Origin of the sequence: Treponema sp. OMZ 799 (assembly GCF_024181365.1) — a bacterium.
Taxonomy (GTDB): Bacteria; Spirochaetota; Spirochaetia; order Treponematales; family Treponemataceae; genus Treponema_B.
Genome location: NZ_CP051301.1, coordinates 1,797,470 through 1,823,847, shown reverse-complemented (window position 1 = coordinate 1,823,847; position 26,378 = coordinate 1,797,470). Strand labels below are relative to the sequence as shown.

The 26,378-nt window shown below is 38.5% G+C and carries 25 protein-coding genes; 16 read left to right on the top strand and 9 right to left on the bottom strand.

Annotation, left to right across the window (positions count from 1 at the left end; all coding sequences use genetic code 11):
- The first annotated feature begins 5 nt into the window (after nucleotides 1-5).
- Entirely contained in the window at nucleotides 6-980 is a 975-nt protein-coding gene (locus tag E4O04_RS08285; RefSeq protein ID WP_253707280.1) for a hypothetical protein, read from the top strand.
- On the opposite strand, the gene E4O04_RS08280 is transcribed toward E4O04_RS08285, so the two are convergent.
- From E4O04_RS08280 to E4O04_RS08255, 6 genes are all read right to left on the bottom strand, one after another.
- A complete protein-coding gene (locus E4O04_RS08280; protein ID WP_253707279.1) occupies nucleotides 977-1,600 on the bottom strand; it encodes a tetratricopeptide repeat protein in 624 nt (207 codons plus the stop codon). The genes E4O04_RS08285 and E4O04_RS08280 overlap by 4 nt on opposite strands.
- 14 nt (nucleotides 1,601-1,614) lie before the next feature.
- Nucleotides 1,615-2,676 carry a uracil phosphoribosyltransferase gene (locus E4O04_RS08275; RefSeq protein ID WP_253707278.1) on the bottom strand — a complete coding sequence of 354 codons (1,062 nt, stop codon included), beginning with the start codon at nucleotides 2,674-2,676 and terminating at the stop codon, nucleotides 1,615-1,617.
- Nucleotides 2,677-2,781: 105 nt separating this feature from the next.
- Nucleotides 2,782-3,450, bottom strand: coding sequence for a uracil-DNA glycosylase family protein (locus E4O04_RS08270; RefSeq protein WP_253707277.1), 669 nt, complete (start codon nucleotides 3,448-3,450; stop codon nucleotides 2,782-2,784).
- 181 nt (nucleotides 3,451-3,631) lie between these two features.
- Nucleotides 3,632-5,896, bottom strand: coding sequence for a DUF4959 domain-containing protein (locus tag E4O04_RS08265; protein WP_253707275.1), 2,265 nt, complete (start codon nucleotides 5,894-5,896; stop codon nucleotides 3,632-3,634).
- Between the two features lie 426 nt (nucleotides 5,897-6,322).
- Nucleotides 6,323-7,144, bottom strand: a complete 822-nt coding sequence (locus tag E4O04_RS08260) for a glycoside hydrolase family 191 protein (protein WP_253707273.1) — start codon at nucleotides 7,142-7,144, stop codon at nucleotides 6,323-6,325.
- A 41-nt stretch (nucleotides 7,145-7,185) separates the two neighbouring features.
- Nucleotides 7,186-7,905, bottom strand: a complete 720-nt coding sequence (locus tag E4O04_RS08255; protein ID WP_253707272.1) for a class I SAM-dependent methyltransferase — start codon at nucleotides 7,903-7,905, stop codon at nucleotides 7,186-7,188.
- A gap of 167 nt (nucleotides 7,906-8,072) precedes the next feature.
- On the opposite strand from E4O04_RS08255, the gene E4O04_RS08250 reads away from it, so the two are divergent.
- The 4 genes from E4O04_RS08250 to E4O04_RS08235 all read left to right on the top strand — a co-directional run bounded on the left by E4O04_RS08250 (nucleotide 8,073) and on the right by E4O04_RS08235 (nucleotide 11,213).
- On the top strand, nucleotides 8,073-8,699 hold the full coding sequence (locus E4O04_RS08250; RefSeq protein WP_253707270.1) for a TetR/AcrR family transcriptional regulator: 627 nt from the start codon (nucleotides 8,073-8,075) through the stop codon (nucleotides 8,697-8,699).
- An 82-nt stretch (nucleotides 8,700-8,781) separates the two neighbouring features.
- Nucleotides 8,782-9,315 carry an NUDIX domain-containing protein gene (locus E4O04_RS08245; protein ID WP_253707268.1) on the top strand — a complete coding sequence of 178 codons (534 nt, stop codon included), beginning with the start codon at nucleotides 8,782-8,784 and terminating at the stop codon, nucleotides 9,313-9,315.
- 347 nt (nucleotides 9,316-9,662) lie between these two features.
- The gene (locus tag E4O04_RS08240) at nucleotides 9,663-10,184 is read left to right on the top strand and encodes a nitroreductase family protein (RefSeq protein ID WP_253707266.1); all 522 of its coding nucleotides are present in this window, start codon (nucleotides 9,663-9,665) and stop codon (nucleotides 10,182-10,184) included.
- A 9-nt stretch (nucleotides 10,185-10,193) separates the two neighbouring features.
- Nucleotides 10,194-11,213 carry a radical SAM protein gene (locus E4O04_RS08235; protein ID WP_253707264.1) on the top strand — a complete coding sequence of 340 codons (1,020 nt, stop codon included), beginning with the start codon at nucleotides 10,194-10,196 and terminating at the stop codon, nucleotides 11,211-11,213.
- Nucleotides 11,214-11,244: 31 nt separating this feature from the next.
- Here E4O04_RS08235 and E4O04_RS08230 read toward each other — a convergent pair whose 3' ends face one another.
- Nucleotides 11,245-11,532: a type II toxin-antitoxin system VapC family toxin gene (locus E4O04_RS08230; RefSeq protein ID WP_253707262.1), complete on the bottom strand. Its 288-nt coding sequence runs from the start codon at nucleotides 11,530-11,532 to the stop codon at nucleotides 11,245-11,247.
- A 291-nt stretch (nucleotides 11,533-11,823) separates the two neighbouring features.
- Here E4O04_RS08230 and E4O04_RS08225 point away from each other — a divergent pair, with 291 nt between their 5' ends.
- The 3 genes from E4O04_RS08225 to E4O04_RS08215 all read left to right on the top strand — a co-directional run bounded on the left by E4O04_RS08225 (nucleotide 11,824) and on the right by E4O04_RS08215 (nucleotide 15,609).
- Complete coding sequence (locus E4O04_RS08225) at nucleotides 11,824-13,155, top strand: MATE family efflux transporter (protein ID WP_253707260.1); 1,332 nt, start codon at nucleotides 11,824-11,826, stop codon at nucleotides 13,153-13,155.
- 218 nt (nucleotides 13,156-13,373) lie between these two features.
- On the top strand, nucleotides 13,374-14,834 hold the full coding sequence (locus E4O04_RS08220; protein WP_253707258.1) for a P-loop ATPase, Sll1717 family: 1,461 nt from the start codon (nucleotides 13,374-13,376) through the stop codon (nucleotides 14,832-14,834).
- A gap of 265 nt (nucleotides 14,835-15,099) precedes the next feature.
- A complete protein-coding gene (locus E4O04_RS08215; RefSeq protein WP_253707256.1) occupies nucleotides 15,100-15,609 on the top strand; it encodes an ABC transporter permease in 510 nt (169 codons plus the stop codon).
- 32 nt (nucleotides 15,610-15,641) lie between these two features.
- On the opposite strand, the gene E4O04_RS08210 is transcribed toward E4O04_RS08215, so the two are convergent.
- Nucleotides 15,642-15,809 (bottom strand): hypothetical protein, encoded by a 168-nt coding sequence (locus E4O04_RS08210; protein WP_253707254.1) that lies wholly within the window; start codon nucleotides 15,807-15,809, stop codon nucleotides 15,642-15,644.
- On the opposite strand from E4O04_RS08210, the gene E4O04_RS14165 reads away from it, so the two are divergent.
- From E4O04_RS14165 to E4O04_RS08175, 8 genes are all read left to right on the top strand, one after another.
- Nucleotides 15,736-15,990: an ABC transporter permease gene (locus E4O04_RS14165; RefSeq protein WP_371922287.1), complete on the top strand. Its 255-nt coding sequence runs from the start codon at nucleotides 15,736-15,738 to the stop codon at nucleotides 15,988-15,990. The genes E4O04_RS08210 and E4O04_RS14165 overlap by 74 nt on opposite strands.
- 278 nt (nucleotides 15,991-16,268) lie before the next feature.
- Nucleotides 16,269-16,907, top strand: coding sequence for a TetR/AcrR family transcriptional regulator (locus E4O04_RS08205; protein WP_147623600.1), 639 nt, complete (start codon nucleotides 16,269-16,271; stop codon nucleotides 16,905-16,907).
- Between the two features lie 108 nt (nucleotides 16,908-17,015).
- Nucleotides 17,016-17,594 carry an MptD family putative ECF transporter S component gene (locus E4O04_RS08200; RefSeq protein WP_253682002.1) on the top strand — a complete coding sequence of 193 codons (579 nt, stop codon included), beginning with the start codon at nucleotides 17,016-17,018 and terminating at the stop codon, nucleotides 17,592-17,594.
- Entirely contained in the window at nucleotides 17,594-18,280 is a 687-nt protein-coding gene (locus E4O04_RS08195) for an energy-coupling factor transporter transmembrane component T family protein (RefSeq protein WP_002678307.1), read from the top strand. Before E4O04_RS08200 ends, E4O04_RS08195 begins: the two co-directional genes overlap by 1 nt.
- Nucleotides 18,271-19,716 (top strand): ABC transporter ATP-binding protein, encoded by a 1,446-nt coding sequence (locus E4O04_RS08190; RefSeq protein ID WP_253707252.1) that lies wholly within the window; start codon nucleotides 18,271-18,273, stop codon nucleotides 19,714-19,716. Before E4O04_RS08195 ends, E4O04_RS08190 begins: the two co-directional genes overlap by 10 nt.
- A 55-nt stretch (nucleotides 19,717-19,771) precedes the next feature.
- Entirely contained in the window at nucleotides 19,772-20,860 is a 1,089-nt protein-coding gene (gene cbiD / locus E4O04_RS08185; protein ID WP_253707250.1) for a cobalt-precorrin-5B (C(1))-methyltransferase CbiD, read from the top strand.
- Nucleotides 20,861-20,986: 126 nt separating this feature from the next.
- The gene (locus E4O04_RS08180) at nucleotides 20,987-22,816 is read left to right on the top strand and encodes an NAD(P)-binding protein (protein WP_253687800.1); all 1,830 of its coding nucleotides are present in this window, start codon (nucleotides 20,987-20,989) and stop codon (nucleotides 22,814-22,816) included.
- Nucleotides 22,810-24,600: a [FeFe] hydrogenase, group A gene (locus tag E4O04_RS08175; RefSeq protein ID WP_253707248.1), complete on the top strand. Its 1,791-nt coding sequence runs from the start codon at nucleotides 22,810-22,812 to the stop codon at nucleotides 24,598-24,600. The genes E4O04_RS08180 and E4O04_RS08175 overlap by 7 nt, the downstream gene beginning before the upstream one ends.
- 90 nt (nucleotides 24,601-24,690) lie before the next feature.
- Here E4O04_RS08175 and E4O04_RS08170 read toward each other — a convergent pair whose 3' ends face one another.
- On the bottom strand, nucleotides 24,691-26,343 hold the full coding sequence (locus tag E4O04_RS08170) for an ABC-F family ATP-binding cassette domain-containing protein (protein WP_253707246.1): 1,653 nt from the start codon (nucleotides 26,341-26,343) through the stop codon (nucleotides 24,691-24,693).
- Nucleotides 26,344-26,378: the final 35 nt, after the last annotated feature.

Below are 26,378 nucleotides of genomic sequence, written 5' to 3'. Positions count from 1 at the left end.
GGCTTATGAAATTTAATGTAAAAAAAATATTGTTCTTTTTATGCTCTCTCTTTTTTTTACATAGCCTTATAGGTCAAGACTCCTTACCTCAGAACATTCAAAAGATTATCAAAAACGGTTTTACAAAAAAAAATCCTATTGAAGTTTCTTCATTTATTGAAGCCGAAATAAAAAAGATTTCTTCAAACGATGAAAAAATTATAGCTCTATCTGTTTTGGCCGACTATGAGGAAAGGTTCGATTTATTTTCACGAGCCGGCAAACACTATCTTGAAGCAGCTGAGCTTTCTCCTTCAAGCGGAAAAAAAACTATTTTAACAAAGGCTCTAGGAGCCTTTCTTTTAGCAGATAATATCACCGAGGCCTCAGAACTTTGCCGTAACCGCTTATTACCGGCGGTTAAAGAACCTTTTTCAAAAGAAGATATAAAAATCCTCACTTTTTTTGAATGGTTAAAGCTAAAATCTGATGAAGAAGCCTCTCTTACAAACATCAGGAAATATGTTGTCGATTCACGATTTAAAGAATTTCATCCGGCTCTTCTTTTAAGCCTTTGGTGGGTAGACGGAGATAAGAAGGCTGAAAATACCCTCTTAAAAAAATTTCCTAACAGCATTGAAGCCGGTGTTGTAAGAGGCGAAACTATTTTAAGTCCAAAAACTTTTTGGTATCTAATGCCCAAAAATATTTCTTTTAAAGAAACGGATGCTGAAAATGAAGAGGTATCTTTAGGCCAAGAACAGTCACAAGGTACAGGAAATTTTTCCGCAAAATTTTATCAAACCGGTTTTTTTAAAACCGAGAATTTTGCGAAGGGGCTTTCAGACGAGCTTAAAAAGAAAGGTTTTACCGTACTTATAAAAAAAGAAGAACGCGGAGATGAAACTTTTTTTTCGGTTTTGGTAAAAGATGACGGTAAGGGAGATATGGTTATACGCTTAAAAAGCGAAGGCTACGAAGCAGTTCCTATCTTTGATTAATCCGTTTTAGTTTTATTATCTTTTTCGGTATTTGATTTATTTTCTTCTTTTTTAAGTTCAGGCGGATTTAAAAGTTTTTCAATTTCTTTTTCAAGTGAATTTATAGTTTTTTTATCGTCTTCTTGTGTAAACTTTTCTTTTGATCCGTCCAATAGTTCTTTTGCTTTTTCATACTTTTTTACTATAATTAAAAGCCTCACATAGTTAAAAAAATATTCAGGAGTTTCCTTATCTTCCAAATAAATTTTTTCATAAATTAAAAGAGCCTTTTCATCTTTTCCCGATGAGGCCAGAGCATAGGCATAGGCTGTAGATAGTTTTATGTTTTCAGGAGCTTTTTGGTAAAGAGGTTCAATATATTTTAGGCAAGAATCCCAATCTTTTTGAAGGGCATAAACTTGAGCCAAATTATATTGGACCGCATTTTTATATATTTCCGATTTTTCGGCTTTAAGGTAATAATCTACTGCCTTAGAATAGTTTTTTAGCTCTGCATAGCCTTGGGCTATCGAAAAATACTCTCCCGCGAGATCTTCTTCGACAGCCCCCTTTGCAAAAGCTTTTGAAAATGAAAGAAAAAACAAGACTCCTAAAAAAAGTATAAAAATATTTTTCTTCATTTTTTTTGAATCCCTTAATTTTCTAAGACCGTTTTTTCTATCTGTCTTAGTTGAGAGCGGTATAGCCCCGAAATATTTGAGCCGTAGTCTGCAAGGAGCTGGATGATGTTTCGAGGTGTTTCATCAGTGTCGCTTCCGTTTATTCTGTCTCCTGCATCGCCCAAGCCCGGCATGATATAGGCTGAAGCATTTAGGGCCGGGTCCATCCACAGGGTATAAAGAGTACAGTTATCCAAGGCCCGTACAATTCTCAAGGCTCCCTTTAAGGCAGAAATTACATGGAAGCAGCTTATGGATTTCGGTTTTATACCCAGTTTTTTTAGGTGTTTTACAACAGTTACAAGACTTCCTCCCGTAGCATTCATAGGATCTGCAAATATAAGATCTTTTCCGTCCAAGTCTTTTAAGTTAAAATAGGACTTATCCAAATCAAGGATGTACTGCATATCGTCTTCTTTGCGGGAATCATCCCTTTTTATCTTAAAGAGGGCAAAGGGGGTTACATAACCGTGAGAAGAATATTCTTCGATTTCTTTTGAAAGAATCATTGAAGGGAGGAGTGCCCCTCTTAGCATGACGCACATAACGGTATTTTCTATTTTGTGGTCAATGTCGGTTATCTTGTGAACGGCATAGTTTTGAACAGGATCCGTCACAGGGGTTTTTACTACAAGATAATTTTTCTTATCTTTTTGATGCCCCTTATAAGCCAATTTAAAAAGCATTTCAAAGGAACGCTGGGTATAGTATAAGAATTCGCTGTGGTCTGTTTTTATAGAGCGTAGTTTTGCTATAACTCTTGAAGCCTCTGCATGACTTTCGTGTTCCGTATCAAAGGAAAAGATTTTAAGCTGGGGTATTTCCTTGCAGATATTCTGCATAAGATGCCCCATCTCGGTATAGAGCCTTATAACCTCTTCCTTGGCCTTTTTATTTTTTTCGCCGCCTTCCTTTTCCAAAACGGTAAAATTTTCAATAGCTTCCCGGTAAAGAGCATTCATCTCGTTAAGATGCCTTACATCATCCTCAGTTAAATATCCGTCAAGAGCTTCAGCTCCCATAATTACCTTACCCATATCTACTCCTAATTTACAATCAGGGAAGTATAAAAGAAAATCGGTAAAAATTCAAGGGGTTCGCTTAAAATCGGACATCCATGTCCGATTTTAAGCGGGGTAAGATTACTTAGTATCGTTAAGTATATATTTATATAGTGCTTTTTTTATATCTATTGATATATTTGCTACATTTTTTCTTGCGGAAGTATGCAATGGAACAACACGGATTGGTCTTTCTTTAAAAGTATAATAATAGATATTTATTTTTTTACCTTGCTCTTCATGAGTTTCCATTTTCTTGTTTTTATCTTGTTTTAAAATGGCATCGTCAGTTTCTACATAATATTTTTTAAAAAATTTTTTGTACATATCTTTGGAAGTAAGTACAATTGTATCAATGCCTTTATATTTATCAAGAATGGAGTTAAGATCATTAGTTTCCATAACTTCAAGATTTTCATCTGAATTATTATTTTCAGTTCGTATTGCTTTTTTGACAATATCTGTTATGCCTATATTGTGTTTTTCCAATACTTCTTTTTTTTCGTCTCTTGTCATTTTCTTTAATGAATTTTCTTTACAGCCTAAAGCATATTCTATTAATTCCCAAAATTCGTTACGATCTGTTCCGTAATACCAATCTTCTTTGTCATTCTCTTTATTAGGATCCGTAAAATCTTTTCCCGGAAAGGTACCTAATATTAAAGTCTTTGTGTTTTTAGAGACGAAGGGCTCAAACGGATGTACATGTTCTGTGCTGCTATTTAAAGCAAAATTGTTTTTGTTGTTCATAAAATTTTCCTTAAAATATAATTTTCCGCTTTTTGTGATTGCCCTTATAAATTGCGGAAAGTTTTATAAGGGCAGTTTAATTATTTACCAAAGGACAGAATGTCCGAGGTTCCATATTTGACGAGTTTTCGGCAGAAAACTCGAAGCTCAAGAATGTACAAGGATGTACATTCTTGAGCGGTTAAAAGACTGTAAGACAACAAACTCCAAAGCCATCGAACTTCTGTTTGAAGTACACATTGCCATTGTCGAAATATACTCGCCAAGCGAGTTCGTAGGGGTAGGAAAGTTGAGACGATGACCAAAAGGCAGAAGTGCCGAGGCTTGAATCGGCATAGGAGCTTCCGAGACCGTATATCTTTGCAAGGCTCGCATTGATTGCCTCGCGGTTCTTATACACCCCGCACAGCTCCGCAAGGCTGGGCATATACCATGCAATATTTGCACCGCCAAGCTGAGCAGCGTATGTTGTGTTATACCGGTTTACCCAATGGAACGCGGGATAGTTTTCCGCTGCATTTGCTGTCCCCTCAGGGTCAATGCCGCATATATAATCCCAGTTATCGCTTCCGTCAATGTCTCCGGTAAATGTTGCTGTGGAAGCAGCTCCGTTTCCTGCAACAGAGGGTTCACAGATTATACCTTCAAACTTCGTATTATAACCGGTACTGTCTATCTTTGCCCATCTTAAACCTGACGGGCCTATATGAAGGGCTATACCTATTGCTCTTCCATAGCCGTTTAGCCCTGTAATAATTGCAACAGGAGGATTGCTTGAGTCTATCGCGGTATAATCATCTTTAGAAACAAGGTTCTCATCTTTTAAGACTATCTTTCCTAGGGTGTAGCCGCTATAGTCTTTTACTATAATCTTTCCCGTTCCTTGTGCGGGACTACCCCCTTCAGGCGTGCAGGTTACGGTAAGGTTTGTTTCCCCTGCCGTATAAGGACAGTACACATTTGCCTTTACCAAGGTATCGTTTACTATTTGTACATCACTTAAAGCAGGAATTCCGGTAAAACTTGTTGCGCTTATACCGGGTGCGGTAAAGTTTTTCCCCGTAATAGTTACAGGCAGCTTATTTCCTCCGTAACTTGTTCCCGCTTTGGGTATCGTCATGCTCATAATTTGAGGTGCACCGTAAAGCTTTAAAGTACTTGTTACTGCCTCTTTTACCTCATCAAAGTACACGGCTGCCGTGTATACTCCGCTTTCAGGCGGTAAGGGAAGCTCGGCAGTAAAACTTGCCGCATCTCCCACATCGGCAGGAATCGTTACCGTACTTCCGGCAACCTCAGCTCCGCTTGAATCCAAGAGCTTTATCTTTGTAAGGCCTCGGATATCAAAGTTTTTTCCCGTTACTTTTACACTTACCTTCTCTGCACTGCCAAAGGGAAGCTGATTAGGCGTAAGCGTTATCTTTGTTACTCTTGCAGGACTTGAAACTATAAAAGAAGCCGTAGCTTCGGCAGGAAAGGCACTGTTGACGATTGCCTTTACGGTGTATAAAGTTCCTTCATCTGTCGACCATGAAAGAACAGGAGCTTGGACGGTTGCAGCAGCCTTATTGTTCATTGTATCGATTGCTGCCGTTACCGGCGGATAATTTGTCAAGCCGTCGGTAATCTGAACCAAAAGGCTAGTCAGCTTATCAAAATTGCTTCCGCTTACCGTTACTTCGATATTCCTGTTCGTCATCTTGGTGTCCAAGTGGGTGCGGTTAAGACTTATACCTGTAACCTCCGCATCCTCTGACGGCGTGATGTTTACGGAAGCCGCCGTACTTTCATTGCCTGCCATGTCTACAGCCTTTAAACTAAAGGCATAAAGTGCGGGCGGGCTTTGCACTTGTACATTTGTAAGCTCAAAAGTTTGTACTCCTTTCGCTATCGTTTCGATAGTTTCGTTTGCTCCGTTTACATTGTATGTAAGGCGCAGCTCTTTTAAGCCTGAGTCGGCAGGGTCAGTCCACTTGAGAATAATCTTCTTTGTGCTTAACCTATATTCCGCAGTCAAATTAGCCGGAGCAGGGGGCGGTGTTTTGTCTATATTGCTAATCTCAATAATTTCAACTTCCCTTCGGCCCTCATTGTCCTGAACCCCCACGGAATACTTAGCGTTTTCGCTTACCTCAAAACTATTGCCGGTAATTGCCGTTCCGCTTGCCAAAACATCCTTTGCGCTGTGTACGCCTTTTTTCCATTTTGCAGTCTTTACAGAGGTGCTTGAAGTAAAGCTGATGGTAACCTTGTTCTTTGTCAAAACCGTCTTTTCAGGACTTTGGTTAAGAGTAAGAGTCATAGGCTCTCCGGTCTTTGTTTCCTGTTTTACCTCAGGTTTTTGCGGACAACCTGTAAATAAGATGCCTGCAACCAACAACAATGCAGTAAAAAATACTGCCCGATTTAAGAATTTCTTCTTAATTTTTAAATTAGTTTTTTCCATGACTAATTTTCTCCTTTTAAAGAAATTAATTTATATAAAAAGGAACCTCTAAAAACTTCAGTTTTTTATAGGTTTTCCTTAAATTTGACTTGCGATGTTTTTCATAAGTCATTAATATATAAAGACTTATGAAAAACTCGACAGGCATATCTAAAAATCTAACAAAGTTTTTAGATTGAAAAAAAATTTTATTCGAAAAATCAAAACTTATATGAGAAAAACAAAATAAGCGGTTAGAGATATTAGAACTAATAGAGAAAATGGGGGGGGGGGTAAACTTAGGCTAACATTTTTTGTTTCTTTACAAAGCCTAAAAGGGGAAGGCAAAGAAACTAATGTTAAACACAAAAAATACTTAACCATGTGAAAATAATACTCTAAAAACTGCAAGATGTCAAGACTGTTATAAAATGACAAAGTGCAAACTTAAAAAAGTTTATCGAGCTGCAATGAATGGGATATGTCGTAGATAAATCCGTTGCTTTGACAATAAGCCTTTATATCTTTTTCAATTTTTTTGCTTGGGCCGTATTCCAGTAAATAGACAGTAAATCCATAGGTTTTACATTGATCCAAATAGGCAAGAAAATACTCTCTATCTTCTATGGGTTTTACTCCAAAGGTGTTATCCTTAAAATTGATTTCGGTAAATACACTTTCCTGATTAATTCCGTTTACGATTCCTTTAAGAGCATTTTCCTTCATTGCCTGACTTATAAAAGTATCTCCGCCGTTGATTATAATAGGTTTATTTTCTTTATGTATTTCCTGTAAAAGAGTCATAAGTCCCCGATATATTTCGGGTGTTTGATAATGATAATAGATGTCAGCATTATCAAGAAAAAAACCGTCTATGCCTTTTTGAGATAAGAGCCGTGCTTTGTCCTTAATTCTTTTTTGCCATCTTTTGTCCGCAACATTTATCCATTTTTCTTCATCCCAATTTTCATAGTCGCCTAAAGCTAGATATTTAAATGCTTCATAATCATCGCGGAATGTTTCGATAGAGCCGATGTTTAAATAAGAAAATATATTAACATTCCCGTTTTTGTGAAGCTGTTCTATATCTTTTTTAGAAAAAAATTCAGCATCAATTACCAGCGTTTTTATTCCTTTAAGATTTACAGCTTTGTCGGAGACCATACCTATCAGTACTTTATACTCTTTGTTGTTTTCTGCCGCCATGCCTTTTATTACAATAATCGTAAAAAAAATCAAAACCATGTAAAGATATTTTGTGTTTTTCATAAACTGCTCCTTATCAAAATGAGACTATGGGATTATATCTCTTATTTACTTGCTGTGTATACTACGGCATAATCTTCTGCACGGCTTTCCGTAAAGGTATAATCCGAATAGGCTGAAACGGATTTAAATCCTGTCTGCTTAAATAAGGCTAAAAGCATTTGCTTCTTCAGAGGATGTAATACCGTAAAATCCGAACCGGCGGTACTGCGCTGCTTATCGGTAAATTCTATAGTAAATCTGATATCCCCGTCAGGTAAAAAATCATAGTGCCTCTTAAAAATAAAATCTTTTGTTTCTTTATCTTTAAAGTCCATTTTTTTATCAGCAAGGATGCGGTCATAATTGAGAACTTCAACAATAAAGATGCCGTGTTCCTCTAATGACCCATACACGGAGCTAAAAAAACGGCGGAGAATATCTTCATCACGCAAATGCGGAAGCGTATTACCGAAACACAACACACCCTTAAATTTACTGAACTGCATAATATCGGCGATATCTGCATGATAGAACATAAGCTCACCTGTTTTGCGGATACAAGAAGCTTTCTTTTCTGCAATTCCAATCATCTTTGCATTTAAGTCGAGTCCGCATATATTATATCCTTTTTGATATAAACCCATTGCAAGCTCACCGGTTGCACAGCCTGCATCGCACAATCTGCCCGGCAACGGACAAAGGTGTTGTATAAATTCAAGTTTTTCCGTTTCAAGCGGAAAAAGGTCGTTGTAATGTTCTGCAATTAAATCGTATACATTCATAGTTTTTCCTTATAAAAGTAATCAGCATTGGTAATAGTTTTTTAGTAAAATATATAGGCTTAGTATACGGTTAAGTGCTATGGTTATCAAGCGGTAAAAATTTTTCCTATTGACAATTTTTTTCTTTTAAATATACTGATAACATGGTTACCAAAGAGGCAAAAAAAATGAGTACGGGAACTTATGCACAAACACACGAAACGATTCTCAAAAAAGGCAAAGAACTTTTTTTAAAAGAAGGTTTTGAGCGCGCCAATTTGCGGGAAATATGCAGACTTTCAGGCGTTACCACAGGCGGGTTTTACCGGCACTTTAAAGACAAGGCAGACCTTTTTTCCGCATTGGTGGAACCTGCCGTTCAGGGCTTGCAGGAGCAGTATTCCGCTTCCGAAAAACTGTGCTTCGGAGTGCTTGAAAACAGCGGTATCGATGAAATATGGAAGGTTTCGGCTGAAGCCCTTGAAGATTTTGTCTCTTATATTTTCGATCACTTGGAATCCTTTAAACTGGTTCTCTGCTGTGCATCCGGTACCAAATATGCCGATTTTACCGATTGGATGGTAAAGCGGGAAATCAAGGATATGTATAAAACCTACGAACTGCTTGAAAAAAAAGGCATTGCCGTCCGCCGGCTTCCGGAAAAAGAATTGCACATGCTTACCCACGCCTATTTTTCCTGTATATTTGAAACCGTGCTGCACAACTTTTCAAAAGAAGATGCTTTGCAGTCGATGAAAACCCTCGCCGAATTTTTCTCCGCCGGCTGGAGAAAAGTTTTTGGGCCGGAGGATTAAAAGGACGGAATACCGATTAACAAATTGTTTCCTAAAAACAGAAACATAGAAGGAAAGAGATAGTACTTTGAGACAAAACTTTATGAATAATGAATTTGAAATTGAACTGCAAGATACTGAATGGCAGTTTTCTTATATCGATCATGATAGAGAAATTGTAAGAGCTATTGTAATTGATAATAATGAAAATTATTATTTTGTAAGAGTGCAAAGAGACGATGATTTTGGTAAAGTAACACTGATTGAAACTGCAGGCGGCGGTGTTGAACCTAATGAAAATTTAGAAGATGCAATTAGAAGAGAACTTAAAGAAGAATTGGGTGCGGAAGTTGATATTCTTTCTAAAATAGGAGTTGTCAGTGATTACTATAATTTAATTCACAGGCATAATCTGAACAATTATTATCTTTGCAGAGTAAAATTTTTCGGAGATAAGAATATGACGCAAACAGAAATTGATGACTTTCATTTATCTACCTTAAAGTTACGTTATGAAGAAGCTGTAGATGAATATAAGAAATACTCAAACAGCAGGTTAGGAAAACTCATTGCAAATAGAGAGATTCCGATCCTTATGAGAGCAAAAAAGATGATTGTTGAAAATCACATATTTTGATAAACAGGATATTTTTACTACAAAACATTTTCCCATCCTCTTGACTTTTTTCTTATCTTAGATAACATTGTTAGCATATAATGTTATCATAAATGCTTTTATATAAGGAGGCATGTTGAAGCTTCAGGTGCAAATAGAACTTTCCGCTTCAACTAGAGTTTTGTGTAAACACAAAACTCTCATCATTATATGCACTTTCTCATTGACATTGCGAAAGTGGGTAAAAAATTATATTCGCAATTCTTATTCGTAATCCGCTTTAGCGGATATGTACAATAAATTTCTTTGCAGAACAGAGCTGATAAGCTCTGATGAATTGCTCATCTAATTTTTTTAGGAGGTGTTGTATGAACACATTTTTGGAACTCGCCAAAAGCAGACATTCGGTGAGGAGTTATGAAAAGCGAGCTGTTGAAACGGAAAAGCTTAACAGTATTTTGGAAGCGGGGCGTATTGCTCCTACGGCGGCAAATATGCAGCCTTGCCGTTTTCTTGTTTTAAATGACGAGGCGGCGATGAGTAAGCTGCAAAAAGCATGTACTCCGCACGGGGCACCGCTTGCCATTGTGGTATGCGCCGACAAAAAAGCGGCGTGGGTTCGCCCCTTTGACAAGGCAAGTATGACGGATATTGATGCGAGTATTGCAGCCGACCACATGATGATGTGCGCTCAAGATATGGGGCTTTCAAGCTGTTGGATTACTTATTTTAAGCCCGATGTAGTGCGTACCGAATTCAATATTCCCGATGATTTGGTTCCGGTAAACATTTTGGTTATCGGTTACGGAAAAGAAGCGGCAAAATCGCCTAACCGTTATGACGATGAGCGGAATCCGATGGACATGATAGTTCAATACTCATCATTTTAGAAAAACAAGATGATAGATGTTGAACTCGGTCCTATAAGACCACCGTCGGAACATCAAAGCCTCTTGTTGCGTTTGACAAGAGGCTGTTCTTGGAACAGATGTTTTTTTTGCGGATTGTATAAGGGGATGCGCTTTTCGGTGCGTTCTACCGAAGAGGTTATAGACGATATAAAAAAATATGCTGCCTATTACGGGGAACGCGCAAGTTTTTTTAAATCCTGCTTTTTGCAGGACGGAGATGCCTTTAATATTCCCGCAAAGGATTTACTTTCGATATTGCATACGCTTAAAAAATATTTTCCTGCACTGCAAGCGGTTACTACCTATGCCCGCTGTGACAGCATTTTGAAAAAGACCGAAACCGAATTACAAGCTCTTTGCGAGGCGGGCTTAAATCACTTGTACCGAGGAATTGAAACAGGCTCGGATACGATACTGCAAAAAATCAACAAGGGAATAACCGCAGAGCAAATTGTAAAATCGGGCTTGGCAGCTAAGAAAGCCGGCATGACATTATCGGAATTTACCTTGCTCGGTATCGGCGGTAAATCTCTTTCCGAAGAAAATGCAATCGAAACGGCTAAGGTAATCAATGCCGTTAATCCCGAATTTATTCGCGTACATCACACGGCATTTAAACCGAATACAAAATTGGGGCGGGATGTCGAAAAAGGCTTGTTCGATTTGCAATCGGAAGAGGAAATAGTTTGTGAGCAAAAACTTTTTATCGAGCAGCTTACCGATATTACAAGTTATTATGTGAATGAGCATATTGTAAACTTACTATTGGAAGTGCGGGGAAAACTGCCTGAAGATAAAGGTACAATGCTTGCAATTATCAACTCGTATCTTTCGATGAGTGCGGAAGACAAACTTAACTTTGCTGTCGGAAGAAGGTTGGGATATTATTATTACCTCAAAGATATGCAAAACGAAGCCGAAAATACCGCCGTTACAAAGTACATAAAAGAAAACCCTAATACCGACTTTACCTTATTTTGTAATGAGTGCAGAGCCGAGATGATATAGAAAAGGCTGAATGTGGAATTATGGACACCCTTTAAATGGTGTTAGGTGTTATTAAAACTAAATTTAATTCTTTAATTTGTTCAAAAACTTTATCTGCTGTAATCAATGGAATTTGATTTACTATTGCCGTTGCAGCAATAATTGCATCCGGTAATTTTGTTTTATAGTGTTTACGGATTTCAATAGTTTTTTCTTTGACTTCTTTTGTCAATTGCAGCTCTGAACATTCAGATAAAAAAGCTTTAATATTATTTTGTTCTTGAAGACTAATTCCGGAAAATGACAAAAGTTCCATTTCTGAAATTATTGAAAATCCCATCTTTTTTTAAATATAAGGTTTCATACAGGGATTGCCGGCAAGCAGATAAATTAGAGCATTTATATCAGCTAAAAAATCAATTCCATTCATTCCGCATTCCTTTCTGAATTTTCAAAGCATCTTGATGAAATTTTACTGAACCGAAATACTTTGATAAGCAGGATATTTCTAGCATAAAATCCTCTTTCCCCCTTGACTTTTTTCTTATTTTAGATAACAATGTTAGCATATTCTGTTATCAATTCCTAATTAAGCATTACGAATTACAAATTAAATTATAGGAGAATTACAATGAACCAAGATATGAAAACACAGTTATTGACAAAAAGTCCGAGGGAGCTGCTTTTTAAGCTGGCAATTCCCGGGATAATCGGAATGGTCGTTATCGGGCTGTACCCGTTTATGGACGGGGTATTTGCAGGAAGAATTATCGGCGATTATGCAATGTCCGCAATCAGTATTTCTATGTCGCTGACGCTGATAAACGGAGCAGTGTCGGCCTTACTCGGTGTCGGAAGTGCTTCGATTTTGTCGCGGGCAATAGGCAAGGGTGATACGGAAACGGTAGATAAAATCTTCGGCAATGTGTGTTATTGGGTGCTGCTTTTCTCGCTAGTGATTACGGCAGCAGGAGTGCTTTCAGCTCCGTACTTTTTGGAAATGGTGGGAGCAAAAGGAGCAATTAAAGATTTAGGTGTGCGGTATTTGCGGATTGTGTTTTTAGGTTCGGTATTTGTAAACTTTGCTCAAGCCGGAAATATGACCATGCGAGGCGAGGGTGCTCTAAAACAATCCATGTTCATTATGGGAGCGGGAGCATTACTCAATATCCTGCTGGATCCGGTTTTTATGCTCTTGATGGGAGAGTACGCAATTGAGGGAGCGGCGATTGCTACTGTGCTGTCGCAAATGGTGCAGGCGGTTTTAACCTTGCGGTATTTTGCGAAAAAAAGTCCCTTTGTCAAAATACACAAAATTAAAAAGTATAAAGAAATTTACCGTGAAATGTTCGGCATCGGAAGTTCGGCTATGCTCATGCAGCTTTTGTTTGCAGTGCAACAAACGGTTTTGTTCAAACAGGCGTTTACCTTCGGCGGCGATAACTGGGGGATTTTAATGTCCGCTACAATGCGGCTATACATGTTTTCATTTATTCCGCTGTGGGGTATGAGTCAGGGCTTACAGCCGGTTATCGGTGCAAACTACGGAGCCAAGCAATACGGAAGAGTGCGGGAAACGATGAAACTTTTTATGTACGGGGCAACGCTTCTTGCAGCTCTCTCGTGGGTTCCGGCAATGCTTTTTTCCGAAAGCCTCTTATCGATCTTCAATGTACGCCCGGAAATCATTGCAGCAGGTCTTATCAATTTCAAACTGTTTTATTCTACATTTATTTTATACGGAATTATGATTATGACGCTTACCTTTTTCCAATCTATCGGCGATGCCAAAAAAGCCGGAATGATTGTCCTCTTGCGTCAGCTCATTCTCTTTGTTCCCGCCATGCTGATTTTGCCGCACTTATTCGGAAGCCTCGCCGTGTGGTGGGCAGCTCCTGCCGTTGATTTTACAATGATACTCATCGGCTTTATCATGCAGCAGAGGGTGCTGGGAAGATTGTGATGTGAGTTAATTTGTAATAGGGGAATGTTTAATGAAGAATTTGGGTGGTCTCCGGTTCCGATCTTTTTTCCTTAAAGGTTAATTTTATTCCGTATAATTGACTATTCTTACAATAAAAAGCAATAGAATTAAAGGTTACCTAGTTGAAAAAAGAGGTTAGTTGGTATATAATTAAAAGTAGAATTGAATGAAATATTCTTAAGATAGAAGGTGATAATATGAATTTATATGGAATGCAGGATAAAAATTTAACTTTTTCTGATGAAGAAATTGCAAATTTGTTTGGACATGAGGCCGCAGAAGATGAAAATCCAGATAGATTAAAAGAGTACTATTTTAAAAACGATATTTATGATCAGATTACAGCAGATTTACCATTACGTCTTGTTGTAGGTCATAAAGGTATAGGAAAATCAGCTGTATTCAAAATTGCACAACAAGAACTTTATATTAATCATATTCTTACTGTGAGTCTAACTCCTGATGACATTATTGAAATTGCCGAAGATGATGCAGATATGTTTAAGCTAATACGAAATTGGAAACATGGATTAACATCTATAATTGTTGATAAAGCAATTAGGGAATTGAGCGATAAATTCACTCTTACTAAAGGTAAAGGTGATACAATTGTAAACTTAATATTAAAAATATTTCAGACCAATACTAATATAGATCTTAATAAAGAAAAAGAAATTATTATGCAGAATTTTCTGCGAGGTAAGAAGCTTGTTGTGTTTATTGATGATTTAGATCGTGGTTGGGAAGGTAAAAGGAGTGATATACGTCGTATTTCTGCGATGCTAAATGCTGTAAGAGATTTAGCTCGTGAAAATACTGGTGTTAATTTTAAAGTAAGTTTACGAACTGATGTTTATTATTTATTTCGTACAAATGATGAATCAACAGATAAAGTAGAAGGCAGTGTTGTATGGATAACATGGAATAATTTTAGTATATTAGCTCTATTAGCAAAAAGAATTGTAACTTTTTTTGGCGGTAGTGTTACAGAAGAAGAATTATTAAACTCAAATCAACACGATTTATCAAATATTCTCAATTATGTTTTTTTAGAACGGTTTGAAGGAAGTGGTAATTGGTCGCAGATTCCTGTATATCGATTACTTACCTCACTTATTCGTAAACGACCACGTGATTTAGTAAAACTTTGCACTCTAGCAGCCAAAGAAGCAAGGAAAAATAATAATAAAAAGATAGGAAGTAAAGAATTCAATGCAGTCTTTGAAATATACTCACAAGGACGATTACAAGATACAATAAATGAGTTTAGATCAGAGCTGCCAGAAATTGAGAAATTACTAACTAATATGAAACCTACAAAACATGAAAAAACGACAGGTGCATCATATAAATTTGATACGGCAAACTTATTAAAGAAAGTTAAAAATATTACTATGAATTACAATTTTATTTTTTCAAATGGAAAACAGGCAAGTGATAAAGAGCTTTGTGCATTTATGTACAAAATAAATTTTATAACTGCTAGAAAAGATAAACCTAATAAAATTATTCGCAAATATTTTGAAGAGAATCAGTTTTTAATGAATACTTTTACAGATTTTGGATTTGACTGGGAAATTCATCCTGCATATCGATGGGCTTTACAACCTGATGATATATTGATGGTTATGAAATCCTTTGTTCAATATGATGATTAAATTTTCATATCGTCCTCAAAAATGACAACCAAAACTATAGAACATTCATTTAAATATTCAATTTAAAATCACAAATACTAAAGAAGTTCTCTCATACCCACAACCAACCTCACGCGTTTAAAAAGAAATTGGTGCAGTTTTATTTGCATTTCTTACATTCATTTATTTCTAGTATAAAAATTGACATGCAGAATGAACTAAATTTTTTATGGCTTGCTAAGTAAGGTTAGGGTTTAATTTGCTTAAGTCTAAAGTTCCGATAATTATGAGTGAAGGAACAAAAAATTATTTATTGCAGCGTCCCCAGTTTACTCATAAGATAAATGTTGCGAAAGAAATAGTTCTATATACAGGACATATTTTAGATGCAAAAATACAATTTGCTGTGAGTGAATTGAACTTTATGCTTTTAATGGCATCAATTTTGATTGGACTTAGTGTATTTGAGGAAAGAAGACTTCATATTTGGGATAGGATTGTAAATAAGCGAAAATTTGTTTTGGTTAAATTTTTTGCTCACTATGTATTCTCAGCAGTGATGATTGTTTTCAATCTAATTTTATTCGCTATAATTTTTGATATGCAAACACCTTTAAAGTCAATTTTAATTCTTTTAAGTATGCCGATAGTTAGTATGCTTTTTGGAATTTTGATAGGTTTAATAGTTCAAAATAGGGCAATGCTTTCAAATACAATTTTAATGATAGTTATGTTTATGGGATTTTTCGGGGGAGCTTTAAGTTTAAGTCCGTATTGTCAAATACAAAATTTATGAATATTTTGATGTATATATCTCCATTTTGCAAACTATGATTTCGGAAAGTCTAATGTAGTTGATTTGGGAATTATATTCACCGTTGCACTTTTCATTTCAATGGGAATATATATATTTCTTGCAGGATTGATTAAAAATGAAGGACTTATATGGGGAATATCATCAGGAATTATCTTTCCGTTGGGAATTTGTTCAGGCATTTTATTTCCAATAGAATATATGCCAGAGTGGATGAAAACCATCGCACATATATCACCGCTTCATTATCTACAAATATCAGTTATAAATGGAAAGATTGAGGTACTGCCAATTTGTTTTATGTTGCTGGTATCCTTTTTACTAACCATATTTGGAATAAAACAATTAGCAAGGCAAGAATAAAATTAAGAGTATTTATGATTTGATAACAATCAACACCCCCGACGCAGAGCATCGGAGTATGTTGTTCTCATTTGAATGTGAAGATTTAATACAAAAGTTACTTGATGAAACTGAAAAAATTGATCTTGTGATTGAAAATTTGACACAGGAATTTGTGTGAGCAAATCCTCATGCCCACAACCAACCTCACTCGTTTTAAAAAATATCCGGAATCCCTTATTGACAAAAAACTAAAAACCCTTATAATATAACTAAGCTATATTTGACAGGTGCTTTTAATGGGAAACGGAGATTTTGACTTTACGCATAAGAAAATTCTGGAATGCGGGAAAAAGATTTTCAAAGAGAAGGGCTTTGAAAAAGCCAATCTGCGGGAAATCTGTGCGCAGGCGGGTGTTACGACCGGAGCCTTTTATGGTCATTTTAAAGACAAAGAAGCTCTTTTTTCCGAATTGGTGCAGCCGGTTATTACCGATATAGAGTACCATTATAGCTTGCTCAAACAACAAAGTTTTACAATGTATAAAAAAGAAACGGTAATTACAAAACAAACAATCGAATCCATTCTTGATTTAAAACTAAAGGGAGCCGTCGGTATGGTGTCCTATTTTTTTGATAACAAAGATATTTTCGAGCTCTTGGCGTTTTGTTCATACGGAACAAAACATGAGCATTTTTTAGATGAAATAATAGAAAAAGAAGATGAAAACCACCTGAAAATCTTGGAGATGATTCACGGAAAAAAGAAGGCTGCTCAAGTAATCACCAAAAAAGGCATTCACTTACTGAACCATGCGTACCTGTATGCACTATCGGAAGTTGCCGTTCATTGCGAAACAAAAGAAGAAGCAGAACACAATGCCTATTTAATTGCGGACTTCTTTAATGAAGGCTGGAAAAAAATGCGCACAGGTTAATTGCAATTATGAATTAAAACTCATTTATAATTATTAATGAAGAAAGTGAATCTATTTTTTTAGATTCAAATATAACAATGTTATAATTGAAAATATTGGAGGTTTTTTATGAAGTTAAAAGACATTGTACGGATAGCTGTGTTGACGGTTATCGGGTTTGCAATCGGAATGGCAATTTCGATGCTGACGGGAACACTGGGAGCCATAGCCTTATACGCTTCTGCAGGATTTGCCGCTTTTGCAGTCGGCCCTGTTTTTGTGATAACGGCTAAAAAAGTAAAACACCGCTGGACGGCATTTTTATTTTGGCTTATCTACGGATTGTTATATACCCTTATGGGCTATTGGATAATGATACCGATTTGTTTGGTTTCGGCAGTGCTTGCCGAGCTCATCATCGGCGATTATTCAAGCAATGTAAAAGTTTCAATCGCTTTTTCGGCTGCAATGTTTGTCGTTGCAATGCACCCGATTATATTTGTCAAAGTATTAGGTGCGGAAGGAATTACGAAGTTCGCTCCATCTATTTCAAGTGAACAGGCTCAGTGGATGATTCAGTTTTATACGGGAAAAGCCATCGCAATAGCGGTAGCGTGCAACATCGTCTTGGAATCTTTGGCAGGCTTATTCGGTACCTATATCAACAAAAAGTTCTTTGAAAAGAGCAGTAAAAAGAGCGTATTATAATGAAGCCGGCAAGAAACACTCAAGGATGGTCAATGAATCCGATAACGCTTTTTATACTTATATTGCTCACATCATTCTTGGTGTTTCTTGTCAATCAGACCATGTATTATGTGCTGCTCGGTATGAGCTTTCTTTTTTTGTTCTTATTTTCGTACACGGAAGGCGTAAAAAGGGCTTTGGCCTACATCGGCCTATTTTTGCTGATAAAGCTCTTGGCATATGTCGATTTAGGAATGACAACTGGAGCATTGATAGGATTGATAGCCTTATTTTTAAGGCTCTATCCTATCTTTAACATCGGAAGGATATTGATTTTAACCAGTCCCTTAAAAATTATGAGCGCATTGCGTGCGGTAAAAGCGCCGCAATCTCTTTCGATAGGACTGGTTACCGCCTTACGCTTTTTGGACGAAATGACGGCACGGTTAAACGAAATAAAAAACGGTATGAAGGTGCGGGGTTTGCGTTTGAGCCTGTTACATCCTATCCGTTCGTTTGAACTCTATCTTATTCCCCTTATTTATAAATGTCTTCATGTAAGTGAAACGCTGACCTCTTCGATAATCGCAAAGGGGATTGAGTACGAAGGAAAAAAGACGAGTTATAAACCGGTGCGCTTCGGCTGGTACGATACGGTGGGTTTATTAGCAGCTGTTTTTTTACTATGGAGGTCCGTATGGGCATAGTAGAAGCAAGAATAAAAAACTTCACCTATGAAAATGATGAAAGTCCCACGCTCCATGCCATTGATTTGAGCATTGAAGAAGGCGAGCTCGTTGTGCTTACGGGTTTTTCCGGCTGCGGGAAGACTACCTTAACGCGGATATTAAACGGCTTAATTCCCTATCATTACGGCGGAATACTTGACGGTGAGGTGCGCATTTTAGGGAAGAACATCTTGGATTATAAAAAGGGCGAATTGGCAAAGTACATCGGCAATGTGTTTCAAAATCCGAGTGATCAGTTTTTTGCTACCATTGCAGAGGAAGAGGTTGCCTTTGCCGGAGAAAATCTCGGTATGGATTTTCAAACCCTGTGCGAAAAAACCGATACTGCTTTTCAAACGATGCAGATAGAATCGCTTAAAGGCGCGAAACTTTCAGAGCTTTCCGGCGGGCAAAAACAAAAGGTCGCCATCGCTTCCACACTCATCTATGACACAAAGCTGCTTTTTTTCGATGAGCCTTCTTCCAATCTCGACTATGAAGGTATTGTACAATTTCAAGCGATGATACGGGATTTAAAGGCGATGGGAAAAACGATTATCATTGCCGAGCACCGCTTGTTTTTCTTAAATGAATTGTACGATAAGCTCATCTATATGAAGGACGGTACTATCGAAAAAATCTTTTTGAAAGGTGAACTGACAACAGAGGATTGCAGGCGGTACGGACTGAGGGCAATACGTTATGACAGTCTTGTCTGCGAAAGCCCTTCGCTGCCGAAACAAGCGGTTACGCATATCGAGGGTTTGAGCGTTTCTATCGGCAGGCGGGAACTTATCAAAAATCTTTCGTTTGATGTACACGCAGGAGAGATTACCGCCGTTATCGGAAAAAACGGTATAGGAAAGACTACGCTCGGCAAAGCCTTAGGCGGGCTTGTGTCTTGCAAGGGGCAGATCGGTTACGGGAAGCGGCGGCGGCAGCGCTTAAGAAATGCGTATTATATGATGCAGGATGTTGACTATCAGATTTTTTTTGACACGGTAGAAAACGAGCTTATTCCTTCTTCAAAACGGAAAGATGAATCCTATTTGCAACAAGCGGCTGAATACCTGCACATAATTGACCTTTGGGAAAAGAGGCTTGACCATCCGCAGGAACTTTCAGGCGGACAAAAGCAGCGGCTCGCTCTTGCAACGGCTTTTTTAAGCGGCCGGCGTATCATCATCTTAGATGAGCCGACCAGCGGTCTCGACTACAAGCGCATGGATGAAATCGCAAAGCTCATCTTACACTGCGCTCAAGAAGTCCCAGTGCTCATCATCACCCACGACTTGGAACTCTTATTCAAAGTCTGTAACACCGCCCTCCTGCTCGGTGAAAACGCATACAAGAAAATTCCGGTAAACGGAAATGAAAGAGAAATTATTGGGTTTATGGGGAAACTTTCAATATAACTCAAATTCGCCATCTTCTCTAAACCCCTTTTTAATGCTATAATCCTATCCGTAGATGAAACTGGATTTATATATCGATAAAGACGGACAAAAACTAAGATGTGGGTATACTACCGGGAGCTGTGCGGCGGCGGCGGCTAAGGCTGCGGCCTTAATTTTGGGCGGCGGAGCTTTGACCTCGGTTGAGATAGATACGCCTGCAGGGGTCATTCTTGACCTCCCTGTAGAGCATTGCCGTTCCTATAAAGAAGAAAACGGAGTTCTTTTTGGAGAGGCGGCCGTGCAAAAGGATGCAGGGGATGACCCCGACAGTACCGACGGCATTTACATACACGCTAAGGTTTCCTATAGAAATGACGGAAAAGTTATCATTGACGGGGGAGAGGGTATAGGAAGAATCACCAAAAAAGGTCTTTTCGGGGAAGTAGGGGAGGCTGCCATTAATCCGGTACCTCGTCAAATGATAGAAAAAGAAGTTTTAAAGGTTTCCGAAAAGGGGTTCAATGTAGAAATTTTTAGTCCGCAAGGAGCCGAAATCGGCAAAAAAACCTTTAATAAAAATATCGGCGTTGAAGGAGGCATCTCTATCATCGGAACAAAGGGCATAGTCTATCCTATGAGCGAGGATGCTATAAAAAAAACCATCTATCTTGAAATAGACGCAATATCACAAAATTCCGAAAAAAAAGAAATCCTCTTGGTGCCGGGAAACTATGGGGAAGGTCTTAAAGAAAAACTAAAAACCATAATAGACCTTCCCACCGTAAAAATGTCAAACTATATAGGGGATAGCCTAAGCTATGCCTATTCTAAAGGCCTTAAAACCATGACCTTGCTCGGCCATATCGGCAAATTTGCCAAACTTTCCATAGGTATTTTTAACACTCATAACCGCACCGCGGACACCCGCATGGAAGCCTTCGTCTACTACCTTGCCATGCAGGGTGCAGACAAAAAAACAATCGAAACCGTCAATTCCTTTTTAACGGCCGAAGAAGCCTTCAATTTTCTTGTTGAAAACAAGATGGAAAATCTCATTAAAGACATGGAGAATGGGGCCGAAGAAAGAATCAAAAAATATCTCAAGGACGAAAGCCTTTCAATAAGGGTTTTAATCTACTCGATGAAATACGGACTAATCTAATAATCAATGTATCAAAAAAAAATCTTATAAGTTCTCAAATTAAAACTTGCTATTTTGACGAACATATTGTACAATTAATGTGGTGTAAGGCGGATTTAACTTATTTTCTAGAAAAGGAGTATGCATATGAGCCGACTGGAGATATTTTCACAAAACCAATCTCAAATGATAGTTGAAGAGCTTTATAAGAACCTTCAACATAGAATTGAAGCAAGTCCTCCCGGACTTTGTCCTGTTTATATAACACGTGCCTTTATCGAAATGTGTCATGCCCAAACTTGCGGAAAATGTGTGCCTTGCCGTATAGGCCTTTTACAGTTAAAGCATATTTTAACTGATGTTCTAAACGGAAAGGCTGAGATGGAAACAATCAAGCTTATTGAAGAGACTGCAAAATCGATAAGAGAGACAGCAGACTGTGCTTTGGGATATGAAGCTGCCGATATGGTTTACAAAAGCATAATCTATTGCCGCGATGACTTTGAAGAGCATATAAAAAACGGCAGGTGCGGCTGTATAACTACCCAGCCTGTACCCTGTGTAGCTCTTTGTCCTGCAAATGTGGATATTCCGGGATACATTTCTCTTGTAAGGGATGAAAGGTATGCCGATGCCGTTCGTCTTATCAGAAAGGACAATCCATTCCCTTCTACCTGTGCCTTTATATGTGAACATCCTTGTGAACATAGGTGCAGACGGAACATGGTCGATAGTGCCATAAATATCCGAGGTTTAAAAAGGGTTGCCGTTGAATTTTCCGATAAGGTTCCTCCTCCTCCATGTGCACCCTCTACCGGAAAGCATATAGCCATAGTCGGAGGGGGGCCTGCGGGGCTTACCGCCGCTTATTATCTGCAGCTTATGGGGCATCAAACTAAGGTATACGAAATGCTTCCCAAATTAGGCGGTATGCTACGATACGGTATACCTAATTACCGTCTTCCTAAGGACAGGCTGGATGTAGATATCGATGCCATCATTGAAACAGGGGTTAAAGTAGTTTACGGTAAAAAAATAGGAACCGATATTGAACTAAACGAGCTTATAAAAGATAATGATGCAACCATTATAGCGATAGGAGCCTCAACAGATAAAAAGTTAGGCCTTGAAGGAGAAGAGGCAGAAGGAGTTATTTCTGCTGTTCAATTTCTTAGAGATGTAGGAATGAATAAGGGTATGGATTTAACGGGTAAAAAAACAGCCGTAATCGGAGGCGGAAATGTTGCCATGGATGCGGTGCGTACGGCAGTACGTCTAAAGTCCGAAAAAGTTACCTGCCTTTACCGAAGAAGGGTTGCCGATATGACGGCCCTTCCTGCAGAAATTGAAGGAGCCCTAGCCGAAGGTGTCGAAATGATGACCTTAAAAGCCCCTTCAAAACTTGAGATAAAAGACGGAAAACTCTCCGGTGTTTGGGTTACCCCTCAGATGATTTCAAAAATAAAGGACGGTAGGGCATCCGTAGTTGCTACAGGAGAACCCGATATTTTTATTCCTTGCGAAGTTCTTGTCGTTGCAATAGGTCAGGATATCGAAACTCAGCATTATGAAGAGTCGGGTATACCTGTTGATCGGGGGAAACTTTTTACCATGCCCAGCGGAGGATTCAAAGGAATGCCGGGCTTATTTTCAGGCGGAGACTGTGCTTCAGGCCCATCGACGGTTATAAAAGCCATTGCCGCCGGGAAGGTTATGGCTGCAAATATAGACGAATACTTAGGCTACAGCCACATTATAAGCTGTGATGTTGAAATTCCCATTCCCAATATTGATGACCGTCTTGCTTGCGGAAGGGTTGAGCTTGGAGAAAGGGAAGCATCCGAAAGGGTTAAGGATTTTGAAGGTGTAGAATTCTGTATGAGCAAAAAGGAAGCTTGTCAAGAATCTAACCGATGTCTTAAATGCGATCACTTCGGCTTTGGTATATTTAAAGGAGGGCGGGAACGATTATGGTAAACTTGACTATAGATAATATAAAAATATCGGCGAATGAAAACATGACTATTATGGAAGCTGCAGCAAATGCCGGAATTCCTATACCCAGACTTTGCTTTTTAAAGGGAATAAATGAAATTGCTGCCTGCCGTGTATGTGTTGTTGAGTTGGAAGGCAAGGAAAAACTTATAACCTCTTGTAACAACTCCGTTGAAGAAGGGATGGTTGTATATACCAACAGTCCAAAGGTAAGGCTTGACAGAAGAAGAACCGTTCAAATGATTTTGTCTCAGCATGATTGTAAGTGTGCCACCTGTGTAAGAAGCGGAAACTGTGCCTTACAAACTCTTTCAAACGACCTTAACATTCAAGATGTGTTATATGAGGAGCAGCTTGAAAATCAGCCTTGGGATAAGAATTTCCCTCTTATAAGAAATTCAAAAAAATGTATTAAGTGTATGCGCTGCATTCAGGTTTGCGACAAGGTTCAAAGCCTGAATATTTGGGAGCTGGAAGGAACCGGAGCCAGAACTACAATAAATGTTTCAGGCTCAAGAACAATAGCCGAAGCCGATTGCTCCTTATGCGGTCAGTGTATTACGCATTGTCCTGTGGGAGCCTTACGCGAAAGAGACGATACCGAAAAATTCTGGAGGGCTGTAGCCGATCCCGATAAGGTTGTTGTTGTGCAGGTTGCTCCTGCAATACGTACGGCTTGGGGAGAGCACTTGGGAGTTAATCTAAAAGAGGCTTCAGTAAACAAGATATTCGATGCTCTAAAACGCATGGGAGCCGATTATGTCTTTGATACCAGCTTTTCGGCAGACCTAACCATAATGGAAGAAGCATACGAATTTATTGAACGTTTTTCGAAGGGAGAACTAAAGGATAAGCCTATGTTTACCTCCTGTTGCCCGGGATGGGTTCGTTTTATAAAAAGCCAATATCCTCATTTGGTTTCTCATCTGTCTTCCGCAAAGTCTCCCATGCAAATGTTCGGAGCGGTTATGAAGTCGTATTTTGCAGAAAAAATCGGTAAAAAAGCGGAGGATATTTTTTCTGTTGCTATTATGCCCTGTGTTGCAAAAAAAAGCGAAATTGAAATGGAGTTTTTTTACGGCGAGTATGCAGGACATGATATGGACTGTGTTCTTACCACAAGAGAATTTGTAAGAATGATTAAGGCTGCTCATATTCTCCCCGAAACCCTAAAAGAAATAGATCCTGATAATCTTTTTAAAGAGGCATCAGGTGCCGGAATTATTTTCGGAGCTACGGGCGGTGTTATGGAAGCAGCCTTGCGTACAGCCTATTATGCAATAATGGGAGAAAATTGTTCGCCGGATGCTTTTAAGGTTGTAAGAAATTCCTCGCAAGAAGAGTCGGGAGTTATTGAAGCCTCTTTTAATTTAAAGGAGAATAATTTGCGTATAGCCGTAGCCAGCGGCCTTGCAAATACCAGACGGCTTATTGATTCTATAGAAGCCGGTGAAAAACATTATGATTTTGTAGAAATTATGGCTTGTCCCGGAGGCTGCGTAGGCGGAGGAGGTCAACCCATACATGACGGCTGCGAATTGGCCTTTGAGCGCGGACAAAATCTTTATTTTATAGATAAGAATGCAAAAGTAAGGTATTCGCATGAAAATGAGGATATACAAAACCTTTATAAAAATTATTTTGAAAAGCCTAACAGCCATAAAGCTCATCACCTTTTACATACGGATCACTTTGTATGGGAAATGCCGAGAAGTCCAAAGCGGGATCGAAAAGGTTATGTAATAAACGAAAAATTTCAATCGTAAGGTTTGATTTTTGTTAAACAGGGAATGTCTATAATAGAAATTATAGCAAGACTATAGGACTATTTACATTCCCTGTTTTTTTATAGATTTTTAAATCTGCATCTTTTTGTTGTTGCCGTATAATTCTTCACGTAGTTTTTTGACGTGTTCGTCTTTTATATAGTCGTCAAAATTCATCATCCTGTCGATTATACCGTTGGGTGTAATTTCGATAATCCTGTTTGCGATTGAAGAAATAAATTCGTGGTCGTGGGAGTTAAAAAGAATAACTCCGGGGAATTCCACAAGGGCATCGTTTAAGCTTGTAATGGCTTCAAGGTCGAGGTGGTTCGTTGGCTCATCGAGGATTAAAACATTTGCTCCCGAAAGCATAAGCTTACTCAATATACAGCGCACCTTTTCGCCTCCCGATAGAACATTTACGGGCTTTAAGGACTCGTCGCCCGAAAAAAGCATTCGGCCTAAAAAGCCCCTTACATAGGCATCATCTTGGTCGGGAGAATATTGTTTAAGCCATTCAGTAATATTTAAATCGTTATTAAAGTACTCGGCATTGTCCTTATTAAGATAGGCATGGGTTACTGTCTGTCCCCAATAAACGTCTCCGGAGTCCGGAGTTAATTTTCCGGTTAAAATATCGAAGAGGGCGGTTTTGGAATTATGCTCCTGACCGACAAAGGCTATCTTATCGGTTCGGTTCACCGTAAACGAAAAATCGCTTAAAAGCTGGATTCCTTTTTCTTCTGAAGTGTCCTGAGTCTTATAAGAAATTTTTTCGGTGCGGACAACATTGTTTCCGATTTCCCGATTGGGTTTAAAATGAACATAAGGGAATTTTCGGCTTGTAACTTCTATTTCTTCTAAGGCAAGTTTATCGTATACCTTTTTTCGGCTGGTTGCCTGACGGCTCTTTGCTGCATTCGAGGCGAAGCGTAAGATAAACTCTCTTAAATCCTTCATCTTTTCTTCCCGCTTCTTTTGCTGATCCTTGGCCTGTCTTTGCATAATCCTGCTCATTTGGTACCAGAAATCGTAATTACCCGAATACATACGTATTTTTCCGTAGTCGATGTCGCAGACATGGGTACAAACCGTATTTAAAAAGTGCCTGTCGTGAGAAACAACAATTATAATATTGGGAAATTCGATTAAAAATTCTTCAAGCCATGCTATGGATTCAAGGTCTAAACCGTTTGTCGGTTCGTCCAAAAGAAGAATATCGGGGGTGCCGAAGATGGCCTGTGCAAGCAAGACCCGAACCTTTTGGCCTTCGTCGAGTTCGCTCATCATTCTGTCATGGTAGTTTTCGTCAAGGCCCAAACCTGAAAGAATCTGCTCTATTTGATTTTCAGCCTCCCAGCCGTTTAAATCGGCAAATTCGGCCTCCAACTCCGAAGCTCTTATTCCGTCTTCTTCACTAAAATTTTCTTTTGCATAAACGGCTTCTCTTTCGTTTCGAACATTGTAGAGCTTAGGATAACCCATAAAAACAGTGTCTTTTACGCTGTACTCATCAAAGGCAAAGTGATCCTGTCTTAAAACTGCCATACGCTCTCCGGGGGTGATACTGAACTCGCCCGAATCGTGCTCCAATTCGCCCGAAAGAACCTTTAAAAAAGTAGACTTTCCGGCTCCGTTTGCACCGATAATTCCATAGCAATTGCCCTTAGTAAATTTTAAATTGACATCCTTAAAAAGCGGCCTGTCGCCGAACTTTAAACTTAAATCGCTTACTGTAATCATAAGATACAATAATACAATAAAGGGGGTAAAATGTC